We start from the raw sequence: 18,984 nt of genomic DNA, 5'->3' as shown, positions 1-18,984 counted from the left end.
TCGGCTGAAATTTGTGCAAAAGGCCCATTTTTAAGCCTTTTTAATGCGTTCCGGCAGGTCAGCCAGGCTATCAATCACCCAATCCGCTGCCGCTTCGCCCTCTGCTGTCACCGGTTTACCCGTGCGCACCAACACTTTCGTGCCCACCCCTGCCGCCTGTGCGGACTGCATATCTTCCAGTTTGTCCCCCACCATATAAGAAGCAGCCATATCTATATGGAGATGCTTCTGTGCCGACAGCAACATACCAGGCTGCGGCTTACGGCAATCACATTGCTGGCGATACTCATCAACCGTCGCATCCGGCAAATGCGGGCAAAAATAAATACCGTCGAGATCAACATCACGGTCCGCCAGAGACCAGTCCATCCATTCGGTCAGGTGCATAAACTGGTCTTCCGTAAACATGCCGCGCGCAATGCCCGACTGATTGGTGACCAGTACCAATGCATAGCCCATTTTTTTCAGCGCCTGCAACGCCTCAATGGTGCCATCAATAAACTGAAAATTATCGATCTCATGGACATAGCCGTGATCGACATTCAATGTGCCATCACGATCAAGAAAAATAGCCGGGACTTTGTTCGCCACGTAGAAACTCCTGCTGCAAAAATTGCCGGTCAGTATCGCATGATTGCGCATACTGAGAGAATGGCAGATTGAATGACTTTCATTGATTTAGCCGTCTGGATGCCTTAACATCCATCCAGATTTCACACGGCGCAGCCAGATGAAACCCGAAACACCACGGATAACGCAACACGATAATAATTAACCTAATGATTAAACTCGAAAATATTAGCAAAGTGTTCCAGCAAGGTTCACGCACTATTCAGGCGTTATCCAACGTCAGCCTGCATGTGCCTGCCGGACAGATTTATGGCGTCATCGGTGCATCCGGTGCCGGTAAAAGTACACTGATTCGCTGCGTCAATCTGCTGGAGCGCCCGACTTCAGGCCGGGTATGGGTCGATGGTCAGGATCTCACGGCGCTTTCCGCAAGTCAGTTGACGCAGACACGCCGCCAAATTGGCATGATCTTCCAGCATTTTAACCTGATGAACTCGCGCACCGTGGCCGGCAACGTCGCTTTACCGCTTGAGCTGGGTAATCTTTCACGCGAACAGATTAAACAACGCGTCAGCGAACTGCTGGATCTGGTCGGTCTGGCGGATAAACACGATGCCTGGCCCGCCAATCTGTCCGGCGGCCAGAAGCAGCGCGTAGCAATCGCCCGCGCACTGGCCAGCAACCCCAAAGTGTTATTGTGTGATGAAGCCACCAGCGCTCTGGACCCGGCGACCACGCGTTCCATCCTTGAGTTGCTGAAAGATATCAATCGCCGTCTTGGCCTGACCATTCTGCTGATCACCCATGAAATGGATGTGGTGAAGCGCATCTGTGATCAGGTCGCAGTGATAAGTCAAGGTGAACTGATTGAACAAGACACCGTAAGCGAAGTGTTTTCTCATCCGAAAACGCCGCTGGCTCAGCAGTTTATTCAGTCAACTCTGCATCTCGATATTCCTGACGATTACCAGCAGCGGATGTTGACCCACCCCGGCACGGCAACCGTACCTTTATTACGTCTGGAATTTACGGGCAAGTCAGTGGATGCGCCTCTGCTGTCGGAAGCGGCACGCCGCTTCAACGTTAACAACAACATCATTAGCGCGCAGATGGATTACGCCGGTGGCGTGAAGTTCGGCATCATGCTGGCCGAGATGGACGGCAGTGAAATTGATACACAAGCCGCAATTGCCTGGCTGAAAGAGAATCACGTGAAAGTAGAGGTACTGGGTTATGTCTGAAGCGATGATGTGGCTACTGGGACGTGGCATTTGGGAAACGCTGATGATGACCTTTGTCTCCGGCTTTTTTGGTTTTGTGCTCGGCCTTCCGGTTGGCGTGCTGTTGTACGTCACGCGTCCCGGCCAGATTCTGGCAAACGGTGCGCTGTATCGCGTGCTCTCGGCGCTGGTGAATATCTTTCGCTCCATCCCGTTCATTATCTTGCTGGTATGGATGATTCCTTTTACCCGCGCGATCGTGGGAACGTCGATTGGTTTGCAGGCCGCAATTGTGCCACTGACCGTGGGTGCCGCGCCTTTTATCGCACGTATGGTTGAAAATGCCCTGCTCGAACTGCCCACCGGGTTGATCGAAGCCTCCCGTGCAATGGGTGCCACACCACTGCAAATCGTGCGTAAGGTGCTATTGCCGGAAGCCCTGCCGGGGCTGGTGAATGCCGCTACAATTACTCTGATTACGCTGGTCGGCTACTCGGCGATGGGTGGTGCAGTGGGCGCTGGCGGGCTGGGCCAGATCGGCTATCAATATGGTTACATTGGCTATAACGCCACTGTGATGAACACCGTACTGGTTCTGTTGGTGGTACTGGTTTATTTAATCCAATTCTGTGGCGACCGCATCGTGCGTGCTGTGTCCCATAAGTAAGCAAGCAATATCAATATTCTCTATTAAGGAAAGGATATGTCTTTTACATTTAAAAAGATTGCCGCTGTGGGCGCGCTGATTGGCGTGATTGCGCTGGCCGGATGCGATCAGAAAGCCAAAGATCCAAACCACATTAAAGTGGGTGTGATTGTTGGCGCCGAGCAGCAGGTTGCTGAAACGGCACAGAAAGTCGCGAAAGAGAAGTATGGCCTGGATGTTGAATTGGTTACCTTCAACGACTACGTTCTGCCAAACGAAGCACTGAGCAAAGGCGATATCGACGTCAACGCCTTCCAGCACAAACCGTATCTGGATCAGCAGATCAAAGATCGTGGTTATAAGCTGGTGCCGGTTGGCAACACCTTCGTCTACCCGATTGCGGGTTACTCCAAAAAGATCAAATCTCTGGATGAGCTTAAGGACGGCGATCAAATTGCCATTCCGAATGACCCGACTAACCTCGGCCGCTCGCTGCTGTTGTTGCAGAAAGTGGGTCTGATCAAACTGAAAGATGGTGTTGGCCTGCTGCCGACCGCTCTGGATATCACCGAAAACCCGAAAAACCTGAAGATTGTTGAGCTGGAAGCGCCGCAGCTGCCGCGTTCACTGGACGATCAGCAGATTGCGTTGGCGGTGATCAACACGACTTACGCCAGCCAGATCGGCCTGACTCCGGCTAAAGACGGTATCTTCGTTGAAGATAAAGATTCACCGTACGTGAACCTGATCGTCAGCCGTGAAGACAACAAAGACGCTGAAAACGTGAAGAAATTTGTTCAGGCTTACCAGTCTGACGAAGTCGCTGAAGCTGCGAACAAAATCTTCAACGGTGGTGCGGTGAAGGGCTGGTAATCCCCTCTTCTCATGCCATCCAGGGCGGCTTCGGCCGCCCTTTCTTTTGCCGGTTGTGGCAGCTGACTTGTTATTTACGGTTGTCCTTGTTTCAATAACGCCACTTTTTAAAACATGAGGATGTTGCCATGCGTTTTTTACCGCTCTGCTTGTTGGCATTGATGCTGACCGGGTGTGTGCGTGAATATCACCCGATAAGCAGTGCTTCATCGCACCCGCAGCAGCAATCCAGTGAACCGGAACGCCGTCCTGCGCCTCGTCCGGCTCCGGTGAAGATTTATACGGATGCGACCGATTTGGTCAGCAAACCTTTCCGTGACCTTGGTGAAGTATCTGGTGATGATTGCCAGAGCAGCACCCAGGATTCACCGCCGAATATCAACACTGCCCGTAAACGCCTGCAACTCAAAGCAGCGGGGATGAAAGCTAACGCGGTGCTGCTGCACAAGTGTGAAATCGTCTCCAGCACGCCGGGTTGCTACCGTCAGGCCATCTGCCAGGGTTCTGCGCTGAAAGTTGCCAATCAATGAGTGAATTTGCCTTTGCGCAAATCGGCGTAATCCACTCGCCGTGGAAAGAAAAATTCGCGGTTCCGCGCCAGCCGGGTCTGGTACAGGATGGCACCGGTGAGCTACATCTGCTGCCACCTTATAACCAGGCTGAAGCGGTGCGCGGTCTCGAAGCGTTCAGCCATTTGTGGGTGTTGTTTGTTTTTCATCAAACCATGGCGGGCGGCTGGCGGCCCACCGTACGTCCGCCGCGTCTTGGCGGCAATACGCGTATGGGCGTGTTTGCTACACGTTCTACCTTCCGCCCAAACCCGATTGGCATGTCGCTGGTTGAACTCCAGGGGATCCGCTGCGAAAAGCAGCAGGTGATTTTACAACTGGGTAGCCTGGATTTGGTGGATGGCACGCCGGTGGTGGATATCAAACCTTATCTGCCGTTTGCCGAAGCCTTACCGGATGCACGCGCCGGATTTGCCCAACAGGCTCCCGAGGCAGCAATGCCGGTGCGTTTCTCTGCACCGGCGCTGGCGCAAATTCAGCAACAACAGAAAAACTATCCCCATTTGGCACGCTTTATCAGCGATGTATTGGCTCAGGATCCGCGCCCTGCTTATCGTAAAGGTGAGACCGTGGATCGTGAATATGCTGCCTGGCTACTCGATTTTAATGTGCGCTGGCGCATTGACGAGACCGGTACCGAGGTGATCGCCCTCGATCCGCGCTAAAACGCGCTTTTGAGTGGCGGATCTCGCTGGTACACTAGCCGCCAGCAAAATTTTTGTCAGTGACCTTCCGTATAACTGGAATCGTAATCAATGCGTACTACTCAATATTTGCTCTCCACTCTGAAGGAGACGCCCTCCGATGCGGAAGTTATCAGCCACCAGCTGATGCTGCGTGCCGGGATGATCCGTAAACTGGCTTCCGGACTTTACACCTGGCTGCCGACCGGTGTTCGCGTGCTGCGAAAAGTCGAAAACATCGTGCGTGAAGAGATGAACAACGCGGGCGCGATTGAGATCTCCATGCCGGTGGTTCAGCCTGCCGATCTGTGGGAAGAGAGTGGCCGTTGGGAGCAATATGGTCCCGAACTGTTGCGTATTAAGGACCGTCACGATCGCCCGTTTGTGTTGGGTCCGACGCATGAAGAAGTGGTCACTGACCTGATCCGTAACGAGCTGAGTTCTTACAAGCAGCTGCCGCTTAACCTGTATCAGATCCAGACCAAATTCCGTGATGAAGTGCGTCCGCGTTTTGGTGTGATGCGTTCACGCGAGTTCATCATGAAAGATGCTTACTCGTTCCATACCTCGCAGGAATCGTTGCAGGAAACTTACGACGCGATGTACCGCGCCTACAGCCAGAGCTTCAGCCGTATGGGGCTGGACTTCCGTGCGGTACAGGCGGATACCGGTTCCATCGGTGGTAGCGCCTCGCATGAATTCCAGGTGCTGGCGCAGAGCGGTGAAGATGATGTGATCTTCTCCAGCGAATCCGACTACGCCGCCAACATTGAAAAAGCAGAGGCACTGGCCCCGGCTGGTGAGCGTCCACAACCGACGCAGGAGATGGTGCAGTTCGACACCCCGAACGCGAAAACCATCGCCGAGCTGGTTGAACAACATCAGTTGCCGATTGAGAAAACCGTCAAGACGCTGTTTGTTAAAGGCAGTGAAGAGAGCGGCCATGCGCTGGTTGCTCTGTTGCTGCGCGGCGACCATCAACTGAACGAAGTGAAAGCGGAGAAACTGGATATCGTTGCCGCGCCGCTGGAAATGGCGACCGAAGACGAAATCCGTGCGGTACTGGGCGCAGGTCCTGGCTCACTCGGGCCGGTGGGTCTGACCATGCCGGTGATTGCTGACCGTACCGTGGCGAAAACCAGCGACTTCTGCGCCGGTGCCAACATTGATGGCAAACATTACGCCGGGATTAACTGGGGTCGTGACCTGCCGGAAGCACGTGTCGAAGATATCCGCAATGTCGTTGAAGGCGATCCCAGCCCGGATGGTAAAGGTACGCTGCTGATTAAACGTGGTATTGAAGTCGGCCACATCTTCCAGCTCGGCACCAAATACTCTGACGCGCTGAAAGCGGCGGTTCAGGGCGAAGATGGTCGTAACCAGATCATGACCATGGGTTGCTACGGTATCGGTATCACCCGCGTAGTGGCGGCGGCGATTGAGCAGAACCATGACGATCGTGGCATCATCTGGCCTGCTGCGCTGGCACCGTTCGAAGTGGCGATTCTGCCGATGAACATGCACAAATCTTTCCGCGTAAAAGAAGTGGCGGATGAGCTGTACAACGCGCTGCGTGCCAAAGGCATCGACGTGATTCTGGATGACCGTAAAGAGCGTCCGGGCGTGATGTTTGCCGATATGGAACTGATTGGTGTCCCACACACCATCGTGATTGGCGATCGCAACCTCGATAATGCAGAGATCGAGTACAAAGCACGTTCCGCCAGCGAGAAAGAGATGATTAAGCACAGCGAAATCGTCGAATTCCTGGCAAAAGCTCTGAATAAGTAATACCCCGAAGCGCCTCTGAACAGAGGCGCTTTTTTTAACGCACTTTTCCCCGCAACGCCTTGGTATTCCCTCGACGCGCTTTGCCTTCCAGGCGTCGTTCCTTTGATGCTCGGGTGGGCCGGGTGGCACGACGTACTTTCTCCACCGTCGTTAGCTCCCGAATCAGGTTGATCAACCGCTGTAGCGCAGCTTCACGATTCATTTCCTGGCTGCGATACTCCTGCGCTTTGATAATCACCACCCCCTCTTCGGTGATCAGATGGTGACGCGCGCCCAGCAGACGCTCTTTATAAAACGGCGGCAATGATGACGCGGCAATATCAAAACGCAAGTGGATGGCGGTTGAGGTTTTATTCACATGCTGCCCCCCCGCACCTTGTGCACGGATGGCGCTCAACTCTACCTCATTTTCCGGTAGTGAAACCGAACGTGACAACACAATCATCTGCCACCTGCCGCAGGAAAAGATCCTGTACTGCGTAATAACCTGTCCATCAACTTAACCTTTTGTGCGCTGCGCACACGCTTAACAACAGCGGATTTTGCCACTTTTCTGCTTTTCTCTGAATGCTTCGCGCTGCGCGCAGGCTGATTTCAGTGAAATGCCTGTGATATAGTCTCCTATCAACCAGAGTATTGATACTCTGCTGAGGAGGTGATTGTGCAAAAGTATTGTGAGTTAGTTCGCCAGAAATATGCCGAGATTGGCAGCGGCGATCTGGGATATGTGCCAGATGCCATTGGATGTGCGCTGAATGCACTCAATGATATTGCTGCTAATTCTGCGCTAAACTCTTCTGTCAGGGAACAGGCAGCCTATGCCGCTGCGAACTTATTGGTGAGCGACTATGTTGACGAATGAAGCCTACAAACCCATCAACTGCGATGACTACGACAACCTGGAACTCGCCTGCCAAAAACACTGGACGCTTGCGCTCGAATTAAAAAACGGTGATCAGCTCAAGGCGAAAGCTGTGGACATGATTTCACGCAAAAACGTCGAGTATCTTGCGGTCGACCTCTCCGGCGAAACACGTGAGCTGCGGCTCGATCACATCGCCAGCTTCAGCCACCCTGAGCTGGGCACCGTCATCGTCAGCGAAGACGAGTAACCTTCCCACGGGCGGGAAATCCCACTCCCGCCCCCCCCTCGCTTACGGCTGTAGCGAGCTGTAATACGCGGCTAAATCTTCCATATCCTGATCGCTTAACCCGGCCACAAACGCTTTCATGACCTCTGCCTGTCCCCCGCTGCGCTCGCCCTTTTTGTAGGCTTGCATCGAGTGCAGCAGATAAGGCGCGTGCTGCCCGGCCAGATTGGGGTACAGAGGTACGGCACTTTTCCCTTCCGCACCATGGCATGCCAGACAGGTAGCGGCTTTTTGCGCCCCGGCCTTAATATCGCCGTCGGCCAGCGCCGGCAGTGCCACGGCGAAAAATGCCGCCGCGATCCAGTGTTTCATCATTGCTCTCCATTTTATTGTTGTTGTAACCAAATCGCCGTCCAGCCTTGCTCATTGCTGGCCGCACCGTCTCGGGTGGTAAATAAACCCGGCGCGCAGATTAACGTCTGGTTGTAGTAAATCAGTGGAATACGTTCGCGCTGCCAGGGCGGAATACCCAGCTCCTGCCACAGCTTTTTCACTTCACGTCCCCCTGCCCGTTCCTGCACGTGGATATAGCCCTGAGCCTTAAACCGGACACTCACCTGCTCGTCATCGGTCGGGAAACGTAGCCGGGGAATATCACGGCTCGCCTGTAGTTCCCCGAGCTGTTCGGGCAAACGCAAGGATTGCGAACGGTCATGCCAGGTAAGTGAGTGCTGGCTGAGGGAAGGCTGAGGCGGTAGCCAGTAAAGTTGCTGACGATAACGACGCAGTTCAAACGCGCCAAAATGCAGGCAGGGTTGTGCATCTTCCCGGCTATGCATCACTTCACGGGTGATACGCAGCAACGCATCGCGTGAGGGCATGGTTCCGCCCTGCTGTGCAATCCAGCGACGTAGCAACGCATGACGACGCGCTTCCTGCATGGTCAGCAACGGCGTGAAGTTAAGTCTCCCTTGTTTATCAGTGAGTTGGGTCAGCTGTTCCGCCAGTAGTTCATCCAGTAATTGTTCCTGCTCACCACATAATGCGGCACTGCGTGCAGCGGCAGCACTGAAATGCGGCCAGCGCGCCTGAAGCAACGGGAGTACCTGCTGCCGCAGAAAATTTCTGTCGTAGCGACAATCGGCGTTGCTCTCGTCTTCGATCCAGTTCAGCTGATGTTCCGCTGCCCAGCTTTCAAGCTGCTGGCGGCTGAGGGCCAATAGCGGGCGCAGATGGGTATTTTCCCCCAGAACGCGTTGGGATGGCATCGCAGCCAGGCCCGCTGGGCCACTGCCGCGTTTCAGCGCCAGTAACAAGGTTTCACATTGATCATTAAGGTGTTGGGCGGTAAGTAAGCACTCACCGGGTAGCAGGTGCTGCAACAAAGCCTGATAACGTGCATCACGCGCTGCCGCTTCAATCCCCTGCTCACGCCCATCTACCTTGACACGGAGTACCTCACAGGGGATGTGCCACTGCTGGCAAACGTGCTGACAATGCGCCGCCCAGCTATCGGCATTGGGGCTTAAACCATGATGGACATGCAATGCGCGCAGTTGCATCCGGGGATACTGACGCTGCCAGCAAACCAGCTGATGTAGCAATACGGTGGAATCCAGTCCACCGCTGAACGCCAGCACACAGCGGGCGTCGGGTGTCAGCAGTGCAGCAAGATGGGACAAAGACATGGCGCATTCCGTGAGAGCGAACCGCCCGATTGCGGCCCGCGACGGACGCTATTTTACGCCTGATACAGCTCCAGCGGCAAACCATCCGGGTCAGAGAAGAAGGTACAGGTTTTGCCGGTCAGCGCATCAATACGAATCGGTTCGCAGACCACCCCCTTCTCTGCCAGCGCTGCTACCGACTGCTCCACGTCCTCAACGCAGAATGCCAGATGACGTAAGCCGCAGGCCTCCGGCTGGCTGACGCGCGCTGGCGGCGACGGGAAGGAGAACAGTTCAATGGTGTAGACACCCTTCAGCCCGAGATCCCCTTTCCATGAATCACGCTCCGAGCGGTAAAACTCCCCCAGCAGTTCAAAGCCCAGCACATCGCAATAAAATGCCTTACTGCGCGCATAGTCGGTGGCGATGATGGCAATGTGGTGGATCTGTTTTATGTGTAGCATAGCGGCTCCGGTTTTCTGCTTAGCCGCTTACCTTACGTGGCAGGCGGCCTGCTGAAAAGAGGCTTTTATCCGAAGTTAATGATCGTTCTCGCCTTTTAACACCCGCACCAGATAGCGCCCATCCTCGGTTAACGTTGCGCCGTGGATGTCGGTCTCAAAGCCGGGATAGTGCCGCCCAATGGTGCAGAGCATCAACAGGAAGTCGAGCACCGCACGGCTCTGCTCGGTGATCATCTCTCCCGGCATCACCAAAGGGACGCCCGGCGGATAGGGCAAAATCATATTGGCAGAGATGCGTCCGACTAACTCTCGAATATCCACCGTTTCTACCTGGCCTTTTACCTGCTGCTGAAAGGCCTGATGTGGAGTCATCTTCATCTCCGGCAACACATCAAATGCTTTCAACATCAGACGCGGCAGATCATGTTGCAGGATCAACTGGTGGATGCCCTGGGCCAGTGTTTGAATACGCATGTTGCGATAGAAATCAGGATCTTCAGCGTAGAGATCCGGCAACATGTTTTTCACCCGCAGATTGAGGTCATAGGCGCGCTTAAACTCGGTCAGACCACGCAGCACGCTCATCGCTTTGGTTTTATCGATGCCGATACTGAACAGGAACAACAGGTTATACGGACCGGTTTTTTCTACCACCACACCGCGCTGGTCGAGGAATTTCGCCACCAGCGCCGCCGGGATCCCCTCATCCACCATGACACCCAGCTCGCTCATCCCCGGCGTCAGGATGGTCACCTTGATTGGATCAAGATACATATGATCGCGATCGGCCTGGGTAAAGCCGTGCCAATCCTCTTCGCCGGGTTGAATCGGCCAGCATTCCGCTTCATCCACCAGCTCCGGCTGCCAGATATCAAAGAACCAACCCTCAGACTCTTCACGCAAACGCTGGATCTCACGCCGGAAATGTAGCGCCCGTTCCACCGAACGATTGATCAGACGTTTACCCGGATTGCCTCGCAGCATCGCCGCTGCCGTCTCGATCGACGAGACAATCGCATAATTCGGCGAAGTGGTGGTATGCATCATGTAGGCTTCGTTAAAGGTTTGTTCGTCGTAGTCCCCTTTGATATGAATCAGCGAAGCCTGGGAAAATGCCGCCAGCAGCTTATGCGTCGATTGCGTTTCATAGATCACTTTGCCCGGCACGCGGTCGCCGCTCATGCCACTTTTCCCGTCGTAGATCGGGTGGAAATTGGTATAAGGCACCCAGGCGGAGTCGAAGTGAATCGACGGCACATCCAACGTCTGTTTGATGTATTCGGTGTTATACAGCAGACCATCGTAGGTCGAGTTAGTGATCACCGCATGAACCGGCCAACTGGCGCGGGGTGTGTTGTCGACTTTGTGCTGGATGCTGTCACGGGTAAATTCCCGCTTAGGGATCCCGCCAAGAATACCCAGCGCGTTGCGCGTTGGCTTCAGCCACAACGGGATAATGTCGCTCATCATCAGCAGATGGGTCAGCGACTTATGGCAGTTACGGTCAATCAACACCGTGCTACCCGTCGGAGCCGCGTACATTCCCACGATCTTATTGGAAGTCGAGGTGCCGTTGGTCACCATGTAACTCTGCTCGGCACCAAAGGTACGAGCGACGTATTCTTCCGCTTCCAGATGCGGTCCGGTGTGATCAAGCAGGGAACCCAGTTCCGTCACCGAAATCGAGATATCCGCTTTCAGCGTGTTCGCGCCAAAAAAATCGTAGAACAAGCTGCCGACCGGGCTTTTCTGGAACGCCGTCCCGCCCATATGGCCGGGGGTGCAGAAGGTGTATTTGCCTTCTTTGACATAGGTGAATAACGCTTTGGTCAGTGGCGGTGTGATTTTGTCGATGTATTCATCGGTGTACTGGCGAATATGCAGCGCGATGTCGTCAGCTACGCTCAGGGCATATTCGAAGAAATGCAACGCCATGCGCATCTCGTTGATGCTGACATCCAATTGTGAATGGGTGTTGATAAACGCGTACAACGGCAGATATTCATTGAGCTGATTGATTTCACTGCATAGCGCCAGACTGTAATCGTCCCAGTCAAAAACCACGCCGCAAATCCGTGGGTTATGCTCAATCAACTTCAGCAGGTCGCTGGCATTGTGAGGATAGACGGTCTGGAAACCTTGCAGCTTCAGCGCCGCATCCAACTCACGCATCGGTTCATCTTTGTAGAAAACCCCGTGCGGTCCCATGATCGCAAGAATATTCAATGCTCACCTCCTGTGGTGTTGTGGCACTGAATAAGGATAGCGAAAAGCAGGGATAGATTACCGTCAGAATGCTCTGCTGTTACGCAGACACAAAAAAAGCGGACCGAAGTCCGCTTGTTTTGATCAAATCTTTAATCAGGCGTAGCCGTAGCTCATCAGACGCTGATAACGACGGTTCAGCAACTCTTCAGTGCTGAGCACATCAAGATCGGCCAGATCAGCCAGTAGCTGTTTTTTCAACGCCGCAGCCATATCGACCGGATGACGGTGTGCACCACCCAGTGGTTCCGGGATGATGGAGTCGATCAGTTTCAGCTCTTTCAGACGGTCAGCAGTGATGCCCATCGCTTCTGCTGCCAACGGTGCTTTGTCAGCGCTTTTCCACAGAATGGACGCACAGCCTTCCGGTGAGATCACCGAATAGGTGCTGTACTGCAACATGTTGACTTTATCGCCCACGCCAATCGCCAATGCACCACCGGAGCCGCCTTCGCCGATCACGGTACAAATCACCGGGATTTTCAGACCAGACATCTCACGCAGGTTACGGGCAATGGCTTCCGACTGACCACGTTCCTCAGCACCGACGCCCGGATAGGCACCCGGAGTGTCGATGAAGGTGATCAGTGGCATCTTGAAGCGTTCTGCCATCTCCATCAGGCGCAGCGCTTTACGGTAGCCCTCTGGTGCTGGCATACCGAAGTTTCGCCGAATTTTCTCTTTGGTTTCACGACCTTTCTGATGACCAATGATCATCACCGGGCGGCCATCGAGACGGGCAATACCACCAACAATCGCTTTATCATCGGCATAGGCACGATCGCCAGCCAACTCGTCAAAATCATCAAAGGCATTGCGGACATAGTCCAGCGTATAAGGACGCAGCGGATGGCGCGCCAGTTGCGCGACCTGCCATGCACCCAAATCGGAGAAGATTTTACGCGTCAGCTCTACGCTTTTTTCGCGCAGACGCTGTACTTCTTCATCCAGATTAATATCGTGTTTCTCATCCTGACGGCCAATCGATTTCAGCGAGTCGATTTTCGCTTCCAGTTCCGCGATTGGCTGTTCAAAATCCAGGTAATTAAGACTCATAATGTTCCTGTTTTAGTCAAACTCCAGTTCCACCTGCTCCGACCCAACTAACGACCGCAAATCGTTGAGTAAACGATCGCTGGGCGAAATACGCCACGCTGCACCAAAGCGCAGCTTCGCCCGCGCATCTGCTCTCTGATAATAGAGATGCACCGGAATGGTCCCGGAGCGATGAGGCTCCAGAGACTGGCGGAGACGGTTTAAAAGCTGGTCATCAATTTGCCTGTCCGTCAGCGAGATAGCAAGACCACGCGCGTATTTTTCCCGCGCTTCATCAATGTCTATCACTTCACGGGCGGTCATTTTAAGGCCGCCGCTAAAGTCATCAAAGCTGACCTGTCCGCTGACGATCAGGATTCGGTCCTTCTCCAGCAATTGCTGGTATTTATCCAATGCATCGGTAAATAACATCACTTCCAGACGCCCAGAGCGGTCATCCAGAGTACAGATACCAATTCGGTTGCCACGCTTGGTGACCATCGTACGGGCAGCAATCACCAGCCCCGCCGCGACGGTCACTTTACCACGATCGGTCGGATGCATGTCTTTGAGACGCATCCCGCCGACGTAACGTTCAATTTCTTTCAGATACTGATTAATCGGATGGCCGGTGAGATACAGACCCAGCGTTTCACGTTCGCCATCAAGTTGAATCTGCTCCGGCCACGGTGTGACGCTGGCATAGGATTTCTCCACCTGCTCCGGCTCTTCCGCCAATACACCAAACATATCCGCCTGGCCGATGGCTTCAGCTTTCGCATGCTGATCGGCCGCTTTCAACGCATCATTGAGCGAACTCATCAGCGCGGCACGGTGTGGGCCGAGGCGATCAAACGCACCGGACATGATCAGTTTTTCCATCACGCGGCGGTTGATCTTTTTGGTGTCGGTGCGTGCGCAGAGATCAAACAGTTCTTTGAAGTAACCATCACGGTTACGCGCCTCAAGCATCGCTTCAATCGGGCCTTCGCCCACCCCTTTGATCGCGCCGATGCCGTAAACGATCTCACCCTCATCGTTCACATGGAATGGGTAAAGTCCGGAGTTAATATCCGGTGGCAGCACCTTCAGGCCCATGCGCCAACATTCATCCACCAGGCCCACTACTTTTTCGGTGTTATCCATATCAGCGGTCATTACCGCCGCCATAAACTCTGCCGGATAGTGGGCTTTTAACCACAGCGTTTGATAAGAAACCAGTGCATAAGCAGCGGAGTGCGATTTGTTGAAGCCATAACCGGCGAATTTCTCCACCAGGTCGAAGATCTTCATCGCCAGCTCACCATTGACGCCCATCTTCTCTGCCCCGTCCTGGAACACAGATCGCTGCTTCGCCATCTCTTCAGGTTTCTTTTTACCCATAGCACGACGCAGCATATCCGCACCACCGAGGGTATAACCCGACAGTACCTGAGCAATCTGCATCACCTGTTCCTGATAAAGGATGATGCCATAGGTCGGTTCCAGCACCGGTTGCAACGACTCATGTTGCCACTCAATATCCGGGTAGGAGATCGCTTCACGGCCATGCTTACGGTCGATAAAGTTATCTACCATGCCGGACTGCAACGGCCCCGGGCGGAACAACGCCACCAGGGCGATCATATCTTCGAAGCAGTCTGGCTTCAGACGCTTGATCAGATCCTTCATGCCGCGCGATTCAAGCTGGAACACGGCGGTGGTTTCCGCGCGTTGCAGCATGTCGAAACTCTTTTTGTCATCGAGCGGAATGGCTGCGATATCAATCGGTTCCAGGCCCTGCTTCTCACGGCGCGGGTTAATCATCTTCAACGCCCAGTCGATAATGGTGAGCGTACGCAGGCCGAGGAAGTCGAACTTCACCAGACCGGCATATTCCACGTCGTTTTTATCGAACTGCGTGACCGGATGATTGCCGTTTTCATCACAATACAACGGCGCAAAATCGGTAATTTTGGTCGGCGCGATCACCACGCCACCGGCGTGTTTACCGGCGTTACGTGTAACGCCTTCCAGCTTACGCGCCATATCGATCAGTGCCTTAACCTCTTCATCTGCCTCGTAGATTTCCGGCAGCTGCGGTTCGGCAAGAAAGGCCTTTTCCAGCGTCATGCCCGGATCGGGCGGCACCAGTTTCGAGATACGATCGACAAAACCATAAGGGTGACCAAGCACACGGCCCACGTCACGGATAACCGCTTTCGCCGCCATCGTACCGAAGGTAATGATCTGGGATACCGCCTCTCGGCCGTACATCTCGGCGACGTGATCGATCACCAGGTCGCGTTTTTCCATGCAGAAATCGACGTCGAAGTCAGGCATCGACACACGTTCCGGGTTAAGGAAACGTTCGAACAGCAGGTCAAACTCGAGCGGATCAAGGTCGGTAATTTTCAGCGCGTAGGCCACCAGCGAACCGGCACCCGAACCACGTCCTGGCCCTACCGGTACGCCGTTATCTTTCGACCACTTGATGAACTCCATCACGATCAGGAAGTAGCCGGGAAAGCCCATCTGGTTGATAACGTTGAGTTCGATCTCCAGACGCTCGTCATATTCCGGGCGCTTCTCGGCACGTAACGCCGGATCGGGGAACAGAAACTCCAGACGCTCTTCCAGACCTTCACGTGATTTCACCACCAGGAAGTCTTCGGTGGTCATCTCGCCGGTCGGGAATTGCGGCAGGAAGTATTCACCCAGACGTACGGTGACATTACAACGCTTAGCAATTTCTACGCTATTTTCCAGCGCTTCCGGGATGTCCGAGAACAACTCGCACATCTCCGCTTCGCTGCGCATATATTGCTGAGGACTGTAGTTACGCGGACGCTTGGGATCGTCCAGCGTGTAGCCATCATGAATCGCCACGCGAATTTCGTGGGCGTCAAAATCCTCTTCATTGAGGAAACACACTTCATTGGTCGCCACCACCGGCACGCCTTGGGCAATCGCCAGCTCTACCGCGGCGTGCAGATAGCTCTCTTCATCCGGACGACCGGTACGTGTCAGTTCGAGATAGTAACGATCGGGGAAGTGCTGCTGATAAAACGCCAGACATTGTGCCACCAGTGCGTTGTTGCCGCGTAATAAGCTACGCCCCACATCGCCACGACGTCCGCCGGAAAGCAGAATCAAACCGTCCTGATACTCGGCCAACCAGTCACGATCTATCACCGGGCCAGCAATGCCATAACCCCGTTGATACGCACGTGAAATCAGCAACGTCAGATTCTGATAACCGGTATTGTTGGCCGCCAGTACCGTGAGCTGCGTCAGCTCGTCACCCATTAACTCACTGGCGACGTTAAAATCGGCACCAATAATTGGTTTCACCCCGGCACCGTGCGCTGTGCCATAGAATTTCACCAGTCCACACAGGTTGATGAAATCGGTAATGGCGATAGCAGGCATACCTAATGAGGCAGCCTTTTTTACCAGCGGCCCGGTCTTCGCCAGGCCATCAACCATTGAGTAATCACTATGGACGCGCAGATGTATAAAACGAGGTTCAGCCATATCAGTTTCCGGTTAAAACAGCGTCAGGCTATTAAAGCGTAGTCGGCTGACGCGCGGCCAGCACGTCGGCATCAATCAAAGCGTTGCGCACCGGTGCAAAGCTGCGACGATGATGAGGCGTGGCACCATGCTGGGTCAATTTTTCCATGTGCAGTGCCGTTGGATACCCCTTGTGCTGGGCGAAGCCATACTGCGGAAATAATAGATCCAGTTCGGCCATTTCACGATCGCGCGTCACTTTCGCCAGGATCGAAGCGGCACTGATCTCGGCCACCAGGCTATCACCTTTGACCACCGCCTGCGACCGCATCGGTAACGCCGGGCAACGGTTGCCATCAATCAGCACAAAATCGGGCGTCAGTGGCAAACCGGCGACTGCACGCTGCATTGCCAGCATAGTGGCATGCAGGATGTTGATCTGATCGATCTCTTCCGGCTCGGCTCGTCCCAGGCTCCAGGCCAGGGCTTTTTCTTTGATCTCGTCATACAGCGCCAGACGGCGTTTCTCTGACAATTTTTTGGAGTCAGCCAGACCGATAATCGGTTTCGCAGGATCAAGGATCACCGCTGCCGTCACCACCGCGCCGACCAATGGCCCGCGTCCTACTTCATCAACACCGGCAATCAGCCGCGCATTGGGATAAATAAACTCAGCCATGAGCAATCTCCAGTACGGCATCCGCGGCTTGCTCATCGGCATTCCAGCGAATCTGTGCATGCAACTCGTTGAACGTCGCCAGCAACGCATCGCGTTCAGCGCCCGCATGTAATAGCGGCTCCAGGGCAGCAGCTAATGCTGCCGGCTGGCACTCATCCTGCAACAGTTCCTTCACCAATTCGCGCCCGGCGAGTAGATTGGGCAAGGAGACGTAAGGGGTTTTTACCAGCCGTTTCGCCAGCCAGAAGGTGAAAGGTTTCATACGATAGCCCACCACCATCGGACATTTTGCCAGCATACATTCCAGCGCCGCGGTTCCCGATGCCAGAATCGCCGCATCACTGGCGATCATCGCTTCACGTCCTTTGCCATCCAGCAGGTGCATCGGTAATTCCGGTGCCACTTCCGCTTTGATGTGCTCGAACTGTTCACGACGCTTCGCGTTCACCAGAGGAACCACAATTTCCAGGGTCGGATAGCGCTGGCGCAACAGTTGTGCGGCACGCAGAAAATCCGCACTCAGCATTTCAACTTCGGCACCACGACTGCCCGGCAGCAGACCAAGGCAGATCGCATCGTCAGCAATCCCTAAACCACGACGCGCCGCCAGTTTATCGGGCTGCATCGGCATCGCATCCGCCATCGTGTGGCCGATAAAACGGCATGGCACGTTGAAACGATCATAGAACGCTTTTTCAAACGGCAGAAAAGCCAGCACAAGGTTGGTGTTGCGACCGATTTTGAATACACGTTTTTGACGCCAGGCCCAGACGGAGGGACTGACATAATGAATGGTGCGAATACCGGCGCGTTTCAGGCGCCCTTCCAGCGTGATATTGAAATCAGGTGCATCGATGCCGACAAACACATCCGGTTGCAGTGCAGTGAAGCGCTGCGTCAGGTCACGGCGGATTTTCAGCAACCGCTGCAGACGTCCAAGCACTTCGACAATGCCCATCACCGCCAGCTCTTCCATCTCATACCAGGCTTCGCAGCCTTCGGCCTGCATAAGCGGACCCGCAACGCCGACAAAGCGCGCGTCAGGATGGCGCGCTTTTAACGCACGAATGAGACCGGCGCCAAGAATATCGCCGGAGGTTTCTCCGGCGACCAGAGCAATCGTTAAGGGACGCACTGACATGGATTAACGAATCAATCCACGGGTAGAACGGGCAAAGAAGTCATAGAAGGGCTGAACTTCGCTATGCAATTTTGCCAGCGCTTCAATTTCCGGCTTCGCTTCATCCAGCGTTTTATTGCTGCGATACAGCAACTTGTACGCATTGCGAATCGCATGCAAGGCTTCTTTGCTGAACCCACGACGCTTCAGGCCTTCGATGTTGATACCAAAAGGCGTCGCATGGTTACCCTGCGCAATGACATATGGTGGGACATCCTGTGCAACGCCAGAACAACCGCCGACCATCACATGCGCGCCAATGGTGCACCACTGGTGCACGGCGGTCATTCCACCGATGATAGCAAAATCATCAACAGTAACGTGGCCGCCCAGCGTGGCGTTATTGGCGAAAATGCAACGATTACCAATCACACAATCATGTGCAATGTGAGCATTCACCATCAGCAGGTTGTCGCTACCGACTTTAGTCAGGCCACCGCCCTGTACCGTACCACGGTGAATCGTGACACTTTCGCGGATGCGATTGCGATCGCCAATTTCCACACGAGTCGGTTCACCCGCATACTTCAGGTCCTGGTTCACTTCGCCGATGGAAGCAAACTGATAGATCTGGTTATCTTTGCCGATACGCGTATGGCCGTTCACCACCACGTGTGATTTAAGCACTGTTCCTTCACCAATTTCCACGTTGGCACCAATAAAGCAAAACGGGCCGATGTGAACATTGGCGCCGATAACGGCACCTTCTTCAATAACGGAACTGGGATGGATGTTGGCGGTTGAATCAATCACTAA

Annotated in this window: 19 protein-coding genes; 8 read left to right on the top strand and 11 right to left on the bottom strand. The window is 54.2% G+C overall.

The window, feature by feature from the left end; translation table 11 throughout:
- Positions 1 to 30 precede the first annotated feature (30 nt).
- A complete protein-coding gene (gmhB, locus tag AC6I8W_RS04095) occupies positions 31 to 591 on the bottom strand; it encodes a D-glycero-beta-D-manno-heptose 1,7-bisphosphate 7-phosphatase (protein WP_497837086.1) in 561 nt (186 codons plus the stop codon).
- 188 nt (positions 592 to 779) lie between these two features.
- Between gmhB and metN the strand changes: the two genes are divergently transcribed.
- From metN to proS, 6 genes are all read left to right on the top strand, one after another.
- The gene (metN, locus tag AC6I8W_RS04090; RefSeq protein ID WP_497837085.1) at positions 780 to 1,811 is read left to right on the top strand and encodes a methionine ABC transporter ATP-binding protein MetN; all 1,032 of its coding nucleotides are present in this window, start codon (positions 780 to 782) and stop codon (positions 1,809 to 1,811) included.
- Entirely contained in the window at positions 1,804 to 2,457 is a 654-nt protein-coding gene (locus tag AC6I8W_RS04085) for a methionine ABC transporter permease MetI (RefSeq protein ID WP_013507970.1), read from the top strand. Before metN ends, AC6I8W_RS04085 begins: the two co-directional genes overlap by 8 nt.
- Before the next feature lie 36 nt (positions 2,458 to 2,493).
- Positions 2,494 to 3,309, top strand: a complete 816-nt coding sequence (locus AC6I8W_RS04080; protein WP_480368539.1) for a MetQ/NlpA family lipoprotein — start codon at positions 2,494 to 2,496, stop codon at positions 3,307 to 3,309.
- Positions 3,310 to 3,437: 128 nt separating this feature from the next.
- Complete coding sequence (gene rcsF / locus AC6I8W_RS04075) at positions 3,438 to 3,839, top strand: envelope stress sensor lipoprotein RcsF (RefSeq protein WP_497837084.1); 402 nt, start codon at positions 3,438 to 3,440, stop codon at positions 3,837 to 3,839.
- A complete protein-coding gene (gene tsaA, locus AC6I8W_RS04070; protein ID WP_497837083.1) occupies positions 3,836 to 4,543 on the top strand; it encodes a tRNA (N6-threonylcarbamoyladenosine(37)-N6)-methyltransferase TrmO in 708 nt (235 codons plus the stop codon). The genes rcsF and tsaA overlap by 4 nt, the downstream gene beginning before the upstream one ends.
- 90 nt (positions 4,544 to 4,633) lie before the next feature.
- Complete coding sequence (gene proS / locus AC6I8W_RS04065) at positions 4,634 to 6,352, top strand: proline--tRNA ligase (protein WP_480368532.1); 1,719 nt, start codon at positions 4,634 to 4,636, stop codon at positions 6,350 to 6,352.
- A gap of 34 nt (positions 6,353 to 6,386) precedes the next feature.
- Here proS and arfB read toward each other — a convergent pair whose 3' ends face one another.
- The gene (arfB, locus tag AC6I8W_RS04060; RefSeq protein WP_497837082.1) at positions 6,387 to 6,797 is read right to left on the bottom strand and encodes an alternative ribosome rescue aminoacyl-tRNA hydrolase ArfB; all 411 of its coding nucleotides are present in this window, start codon (positions 6,795 to 6,797) and stop codon (positions 6,387 to 6,389) included.
- Positions 6,798 to 7,013: 216 nt separating this feature from the next.
- On the opposite strand from arfB, the gene AC6I8W_RS04055 reads away from it, so the two are divergent.
- Positions 7,014 to 7,214 carry a YaeP family protein gene (locus tag AC6I8W_RS04055; protein WP_013507964.1) on the top strand — a complete coding sequence of 67 codons (201 nt, stop codon included), beginning with the start codon at positions 7,014 to 7,016 and terminating at the stop codon, positions 7,212 to 7,214.
- The gene (rof, locus tag AC6I8W_RS04050) at positions 7,201 to 7,464 is read left to right on the top strand and encodes a Rho-binding antiterminator (RefSeq protein WP_013507963.1); all 264 of its coding nucleotides are present in this window, start codon (positions 7,201 to 7,203) and stop codon (positions 7,462 to 7,464) included. Before AC6I8W_RS04055 ends, rof begins: the two co-directional genes overlap by 14 nt.
- A gap of 42 nt (positions 7,465 to 7,506) precedes the next feature.
- Here rof and AC6I8W_RS04045 read toward each other — a convergent pair whose 3' ends face one another.
- From AC6I8W_RS04045 to lpxA, 9 genes are all read right to left on the bottom strand, one after another.
- Positions 7,507 to 7,815, bottom strand: coding sequence for a c-type cytochrome (locus AC6I8W_RS04045; protein WP_497838101.1), 309 nt, complete (start codon positions 7,813 to 7,815; stop codon positions 7,507 to 7,509).
- 14 nt (positions 7,816 to 7,829) lie between these two features.
- Positions 7,830 to 9,131 (bottom strand): tRNA lysidine(34) synthetase TilS, encoded by a 1,302-nt coding sequence (gene tilS, locus AC6I8W_RS04040; RefSeq protein WP_497837081.1) that lies wholly within the window; start codon positions 9,129 to 9,131, stop codon positions 7,830 to 7,832.
- A 53-nt stretch (positions 9,132 to 9,184) separates the two neighbouring features.
- Positions 9,185 to 9,574 (bottom strand): VOC family protein, encoded by a 390-nt coding sequence (locus AC6I8W_RS04035; RefSeq protein ID WP_497837080.1) that lies wholly within the window; start codon positions 9,572 to 9,574, stop codon positions 9,185 to 9,187.
- 75 nt (positions 9,575 to 9,649) lie between these two features.
- The gene (locus tag AC6I8W_RS04030; RefSeq protein ID WP_497837079.1) at positions 9,650 to 11,800 is read right to left on the bottom strand and encodes a lysine decarboxylase LdcC; all 2,151 of its coding nucleotides are present in this window, start codon (positions 11,798 to 11,800) and stop codon (positions 9,650 to 9,652) included.
- Positions 11,801 to 11,935: 135 nt separating this feature from the next.
- On the bottom strand, positions 11,936 to 12,895 hold the full coding sequence (gene accA / locus AC6I8W_RS04025; protein ID WP_497837078.1) for an acetyl-CoA carboxylase carboxyl transferase subunit alpha: 960 nt from the start codon (positions 12,893 to 12,895) through the stop codon (positions 11,936 to 11,938).
- 12 nt (positions 12,896 to 12,907) lie between these two features.
- Positions 12,908 to 16,390: a DNA polymerase III subunit alpha gene (gene dnaE / locus AC6I8W_RS04020; RefSeq protein ID WP_497837077.1), complete on the bottom strand. Its 3,483-nt coding sequence runs from the start codon at positions 16,388 to 16,390 to the stop codon at positions 12,908 to 12,910.
- 31 nt (positions 16,391 to 16,421) lie between these two features.
- The gene (gene rnhB / locus AC6I8W_RS04015) at positions 16,422 to 17,048 is read right to left on the bottom strand and encodes a ribonuclease HII (RefSeq protein WP_497837076.1); all 627 of its coding nucleotides are present in this window, start codon (positions 17,046 to 17,048) and stop codon (positions 16,422 to 16,424) included.
- A complete protein-coding gene (lpxB, locus tag AC6I8W_RS04010) occupies positions 17,041 to 18,189 on the bottom strand; it encodes a lipid-A-disaccharide synthase (RefSeq protein WP_497837075.1) in 1,149 nt (382 codons plus the stop codon). Before lpxB ends, rnhB begins: the two co-directional genes overlap by 8 nt.
- 3 nt (positions 18,190 to 18,192) lie before the next feature.
- The gene (gene lpxA, locus AC6I8W_RS04005) at positions 18,193 to 18,981 is read right to left on the bottom strand and encodes an acyl-ACP--UDP-N-acetylglucosamine O-acyltransferase (protein ID WP_497837074.1); all 789 of its coding nucleotides are present in this window, start codon (positions 18,979 to 18,981) and stop codon (positions 18,193 to 18,195) included.
- Positions 18,982 to 18,984: the final 3 nt, after the last annotated feature.

It is taken from the genome of Pantoea sp. X-Soil-TKNS-1211 (genome assembly GCF_059730495.1).
The sequence above is the reverse complement of the archived record's forward strand: the minus strand, read 5'-3'. Positions and strand labels throughout refer to the sequence as shown.

Bases quoted from the DNA above. Each gene is read 5' to 3' on its own strand.
- metN (WP_497837085.1), top strand. From the start codon at position 780: ATGATTAAACTCGAAAATATTAGCAAAGTGTTCCAGCAAGGTTCACGC.
- AC6I8W_RS04085 (WP_013507970.1), top strand. From the start codon at position 1,804: ATGTCTGAAGCGATGATGTGGCTACTGGGACGTGGCATTTGGGAAACG.
- AC6I8W_RS04080 (WP_480368539.1), top strand. From the start codon at position 2,494: ATGTCTTTTACATTTAAAAAGATTGCCGCTGTGGGCGCGCTGATTGGC.
- rcsF (WP_497837084.1), top strand. From the start codon at position 3,438: ATGCGTTTTTTACCGCTCTGCTTGTTGGCATTGATGCTGACCGGGTGT.
- tsaA (WP_497837083.1), top strand. From the start codon at position 3,836: ATGAGTGAATTTGCCTTTGCGCAAATCGGCGTAATCCACTCGCCGTGG.
- proS (WP_480368532.1), top strand. From the start codon at position 4,634: ATGCGTACTACTCAATATTTGCTCTCCACTCTGAAGGAGACGCCCTCC.
- arfB (WP_497837082.1), bottom strand. From the start codon at position 6,797: ATGATTGTGTTGTCACGTTCGGTTTCACTACCGGAAAATGAGGTAGAG.
- rof (WP_013507963.1), top strand. From the start codon at position 7,201: ATGTTGACGAATGAAGCCTACAAACCCATCAACTGCGATGACTACGAC.
- AC6I8W_RS04045 (WP_497838101.1), bottom strand. From the start codon at position 7,815: ATGAAACACTGGATCGCGGCGGCATTTTTCGCCGTGGCACTGCCGGCG.
- tilS (WP_497837081.1), bottom strand. From the start codon at position 9,131: ATGTCTTTGTCCCATCTTGCTGCACTGCTGACACCCGACGCCCGCTGT.
- AC6I8W_RS04035 (WP_497837080.1), bottom strand. From the start codon at position 9,574: ATGCTACACATAAAACAGATCCACCACATTGCCATCATCGCCACCGAC.
- accA (WP_497837078.1), bottom strand. From the start codon at position 12,895: ATGAGTCTTAATTACCTGGATTTTGAACAGCCAATCGCGGAACTGGAA.
- dnaE (WP_497837077.1), bottom strand. From the start codon at position 16,390: ATGGCTGAACCTCGTTTTATACATCTGCGCGTCCATAGTGATTACTCA.
- rnhB (WP_497837076.1), bottom strand. From the start codon at position 17,048: ATGGCTGAGTTTATTTATCCCAATGCGCGGCTGATTGCCGGTGTTGAT.
- lpxB (WP_497837075.1), bottom strand. From the start codon at position 18,189: ATGTCAGTGCGTCCCTTAACGATTGCTCTGGTCGCCGGAGAAACCTCC.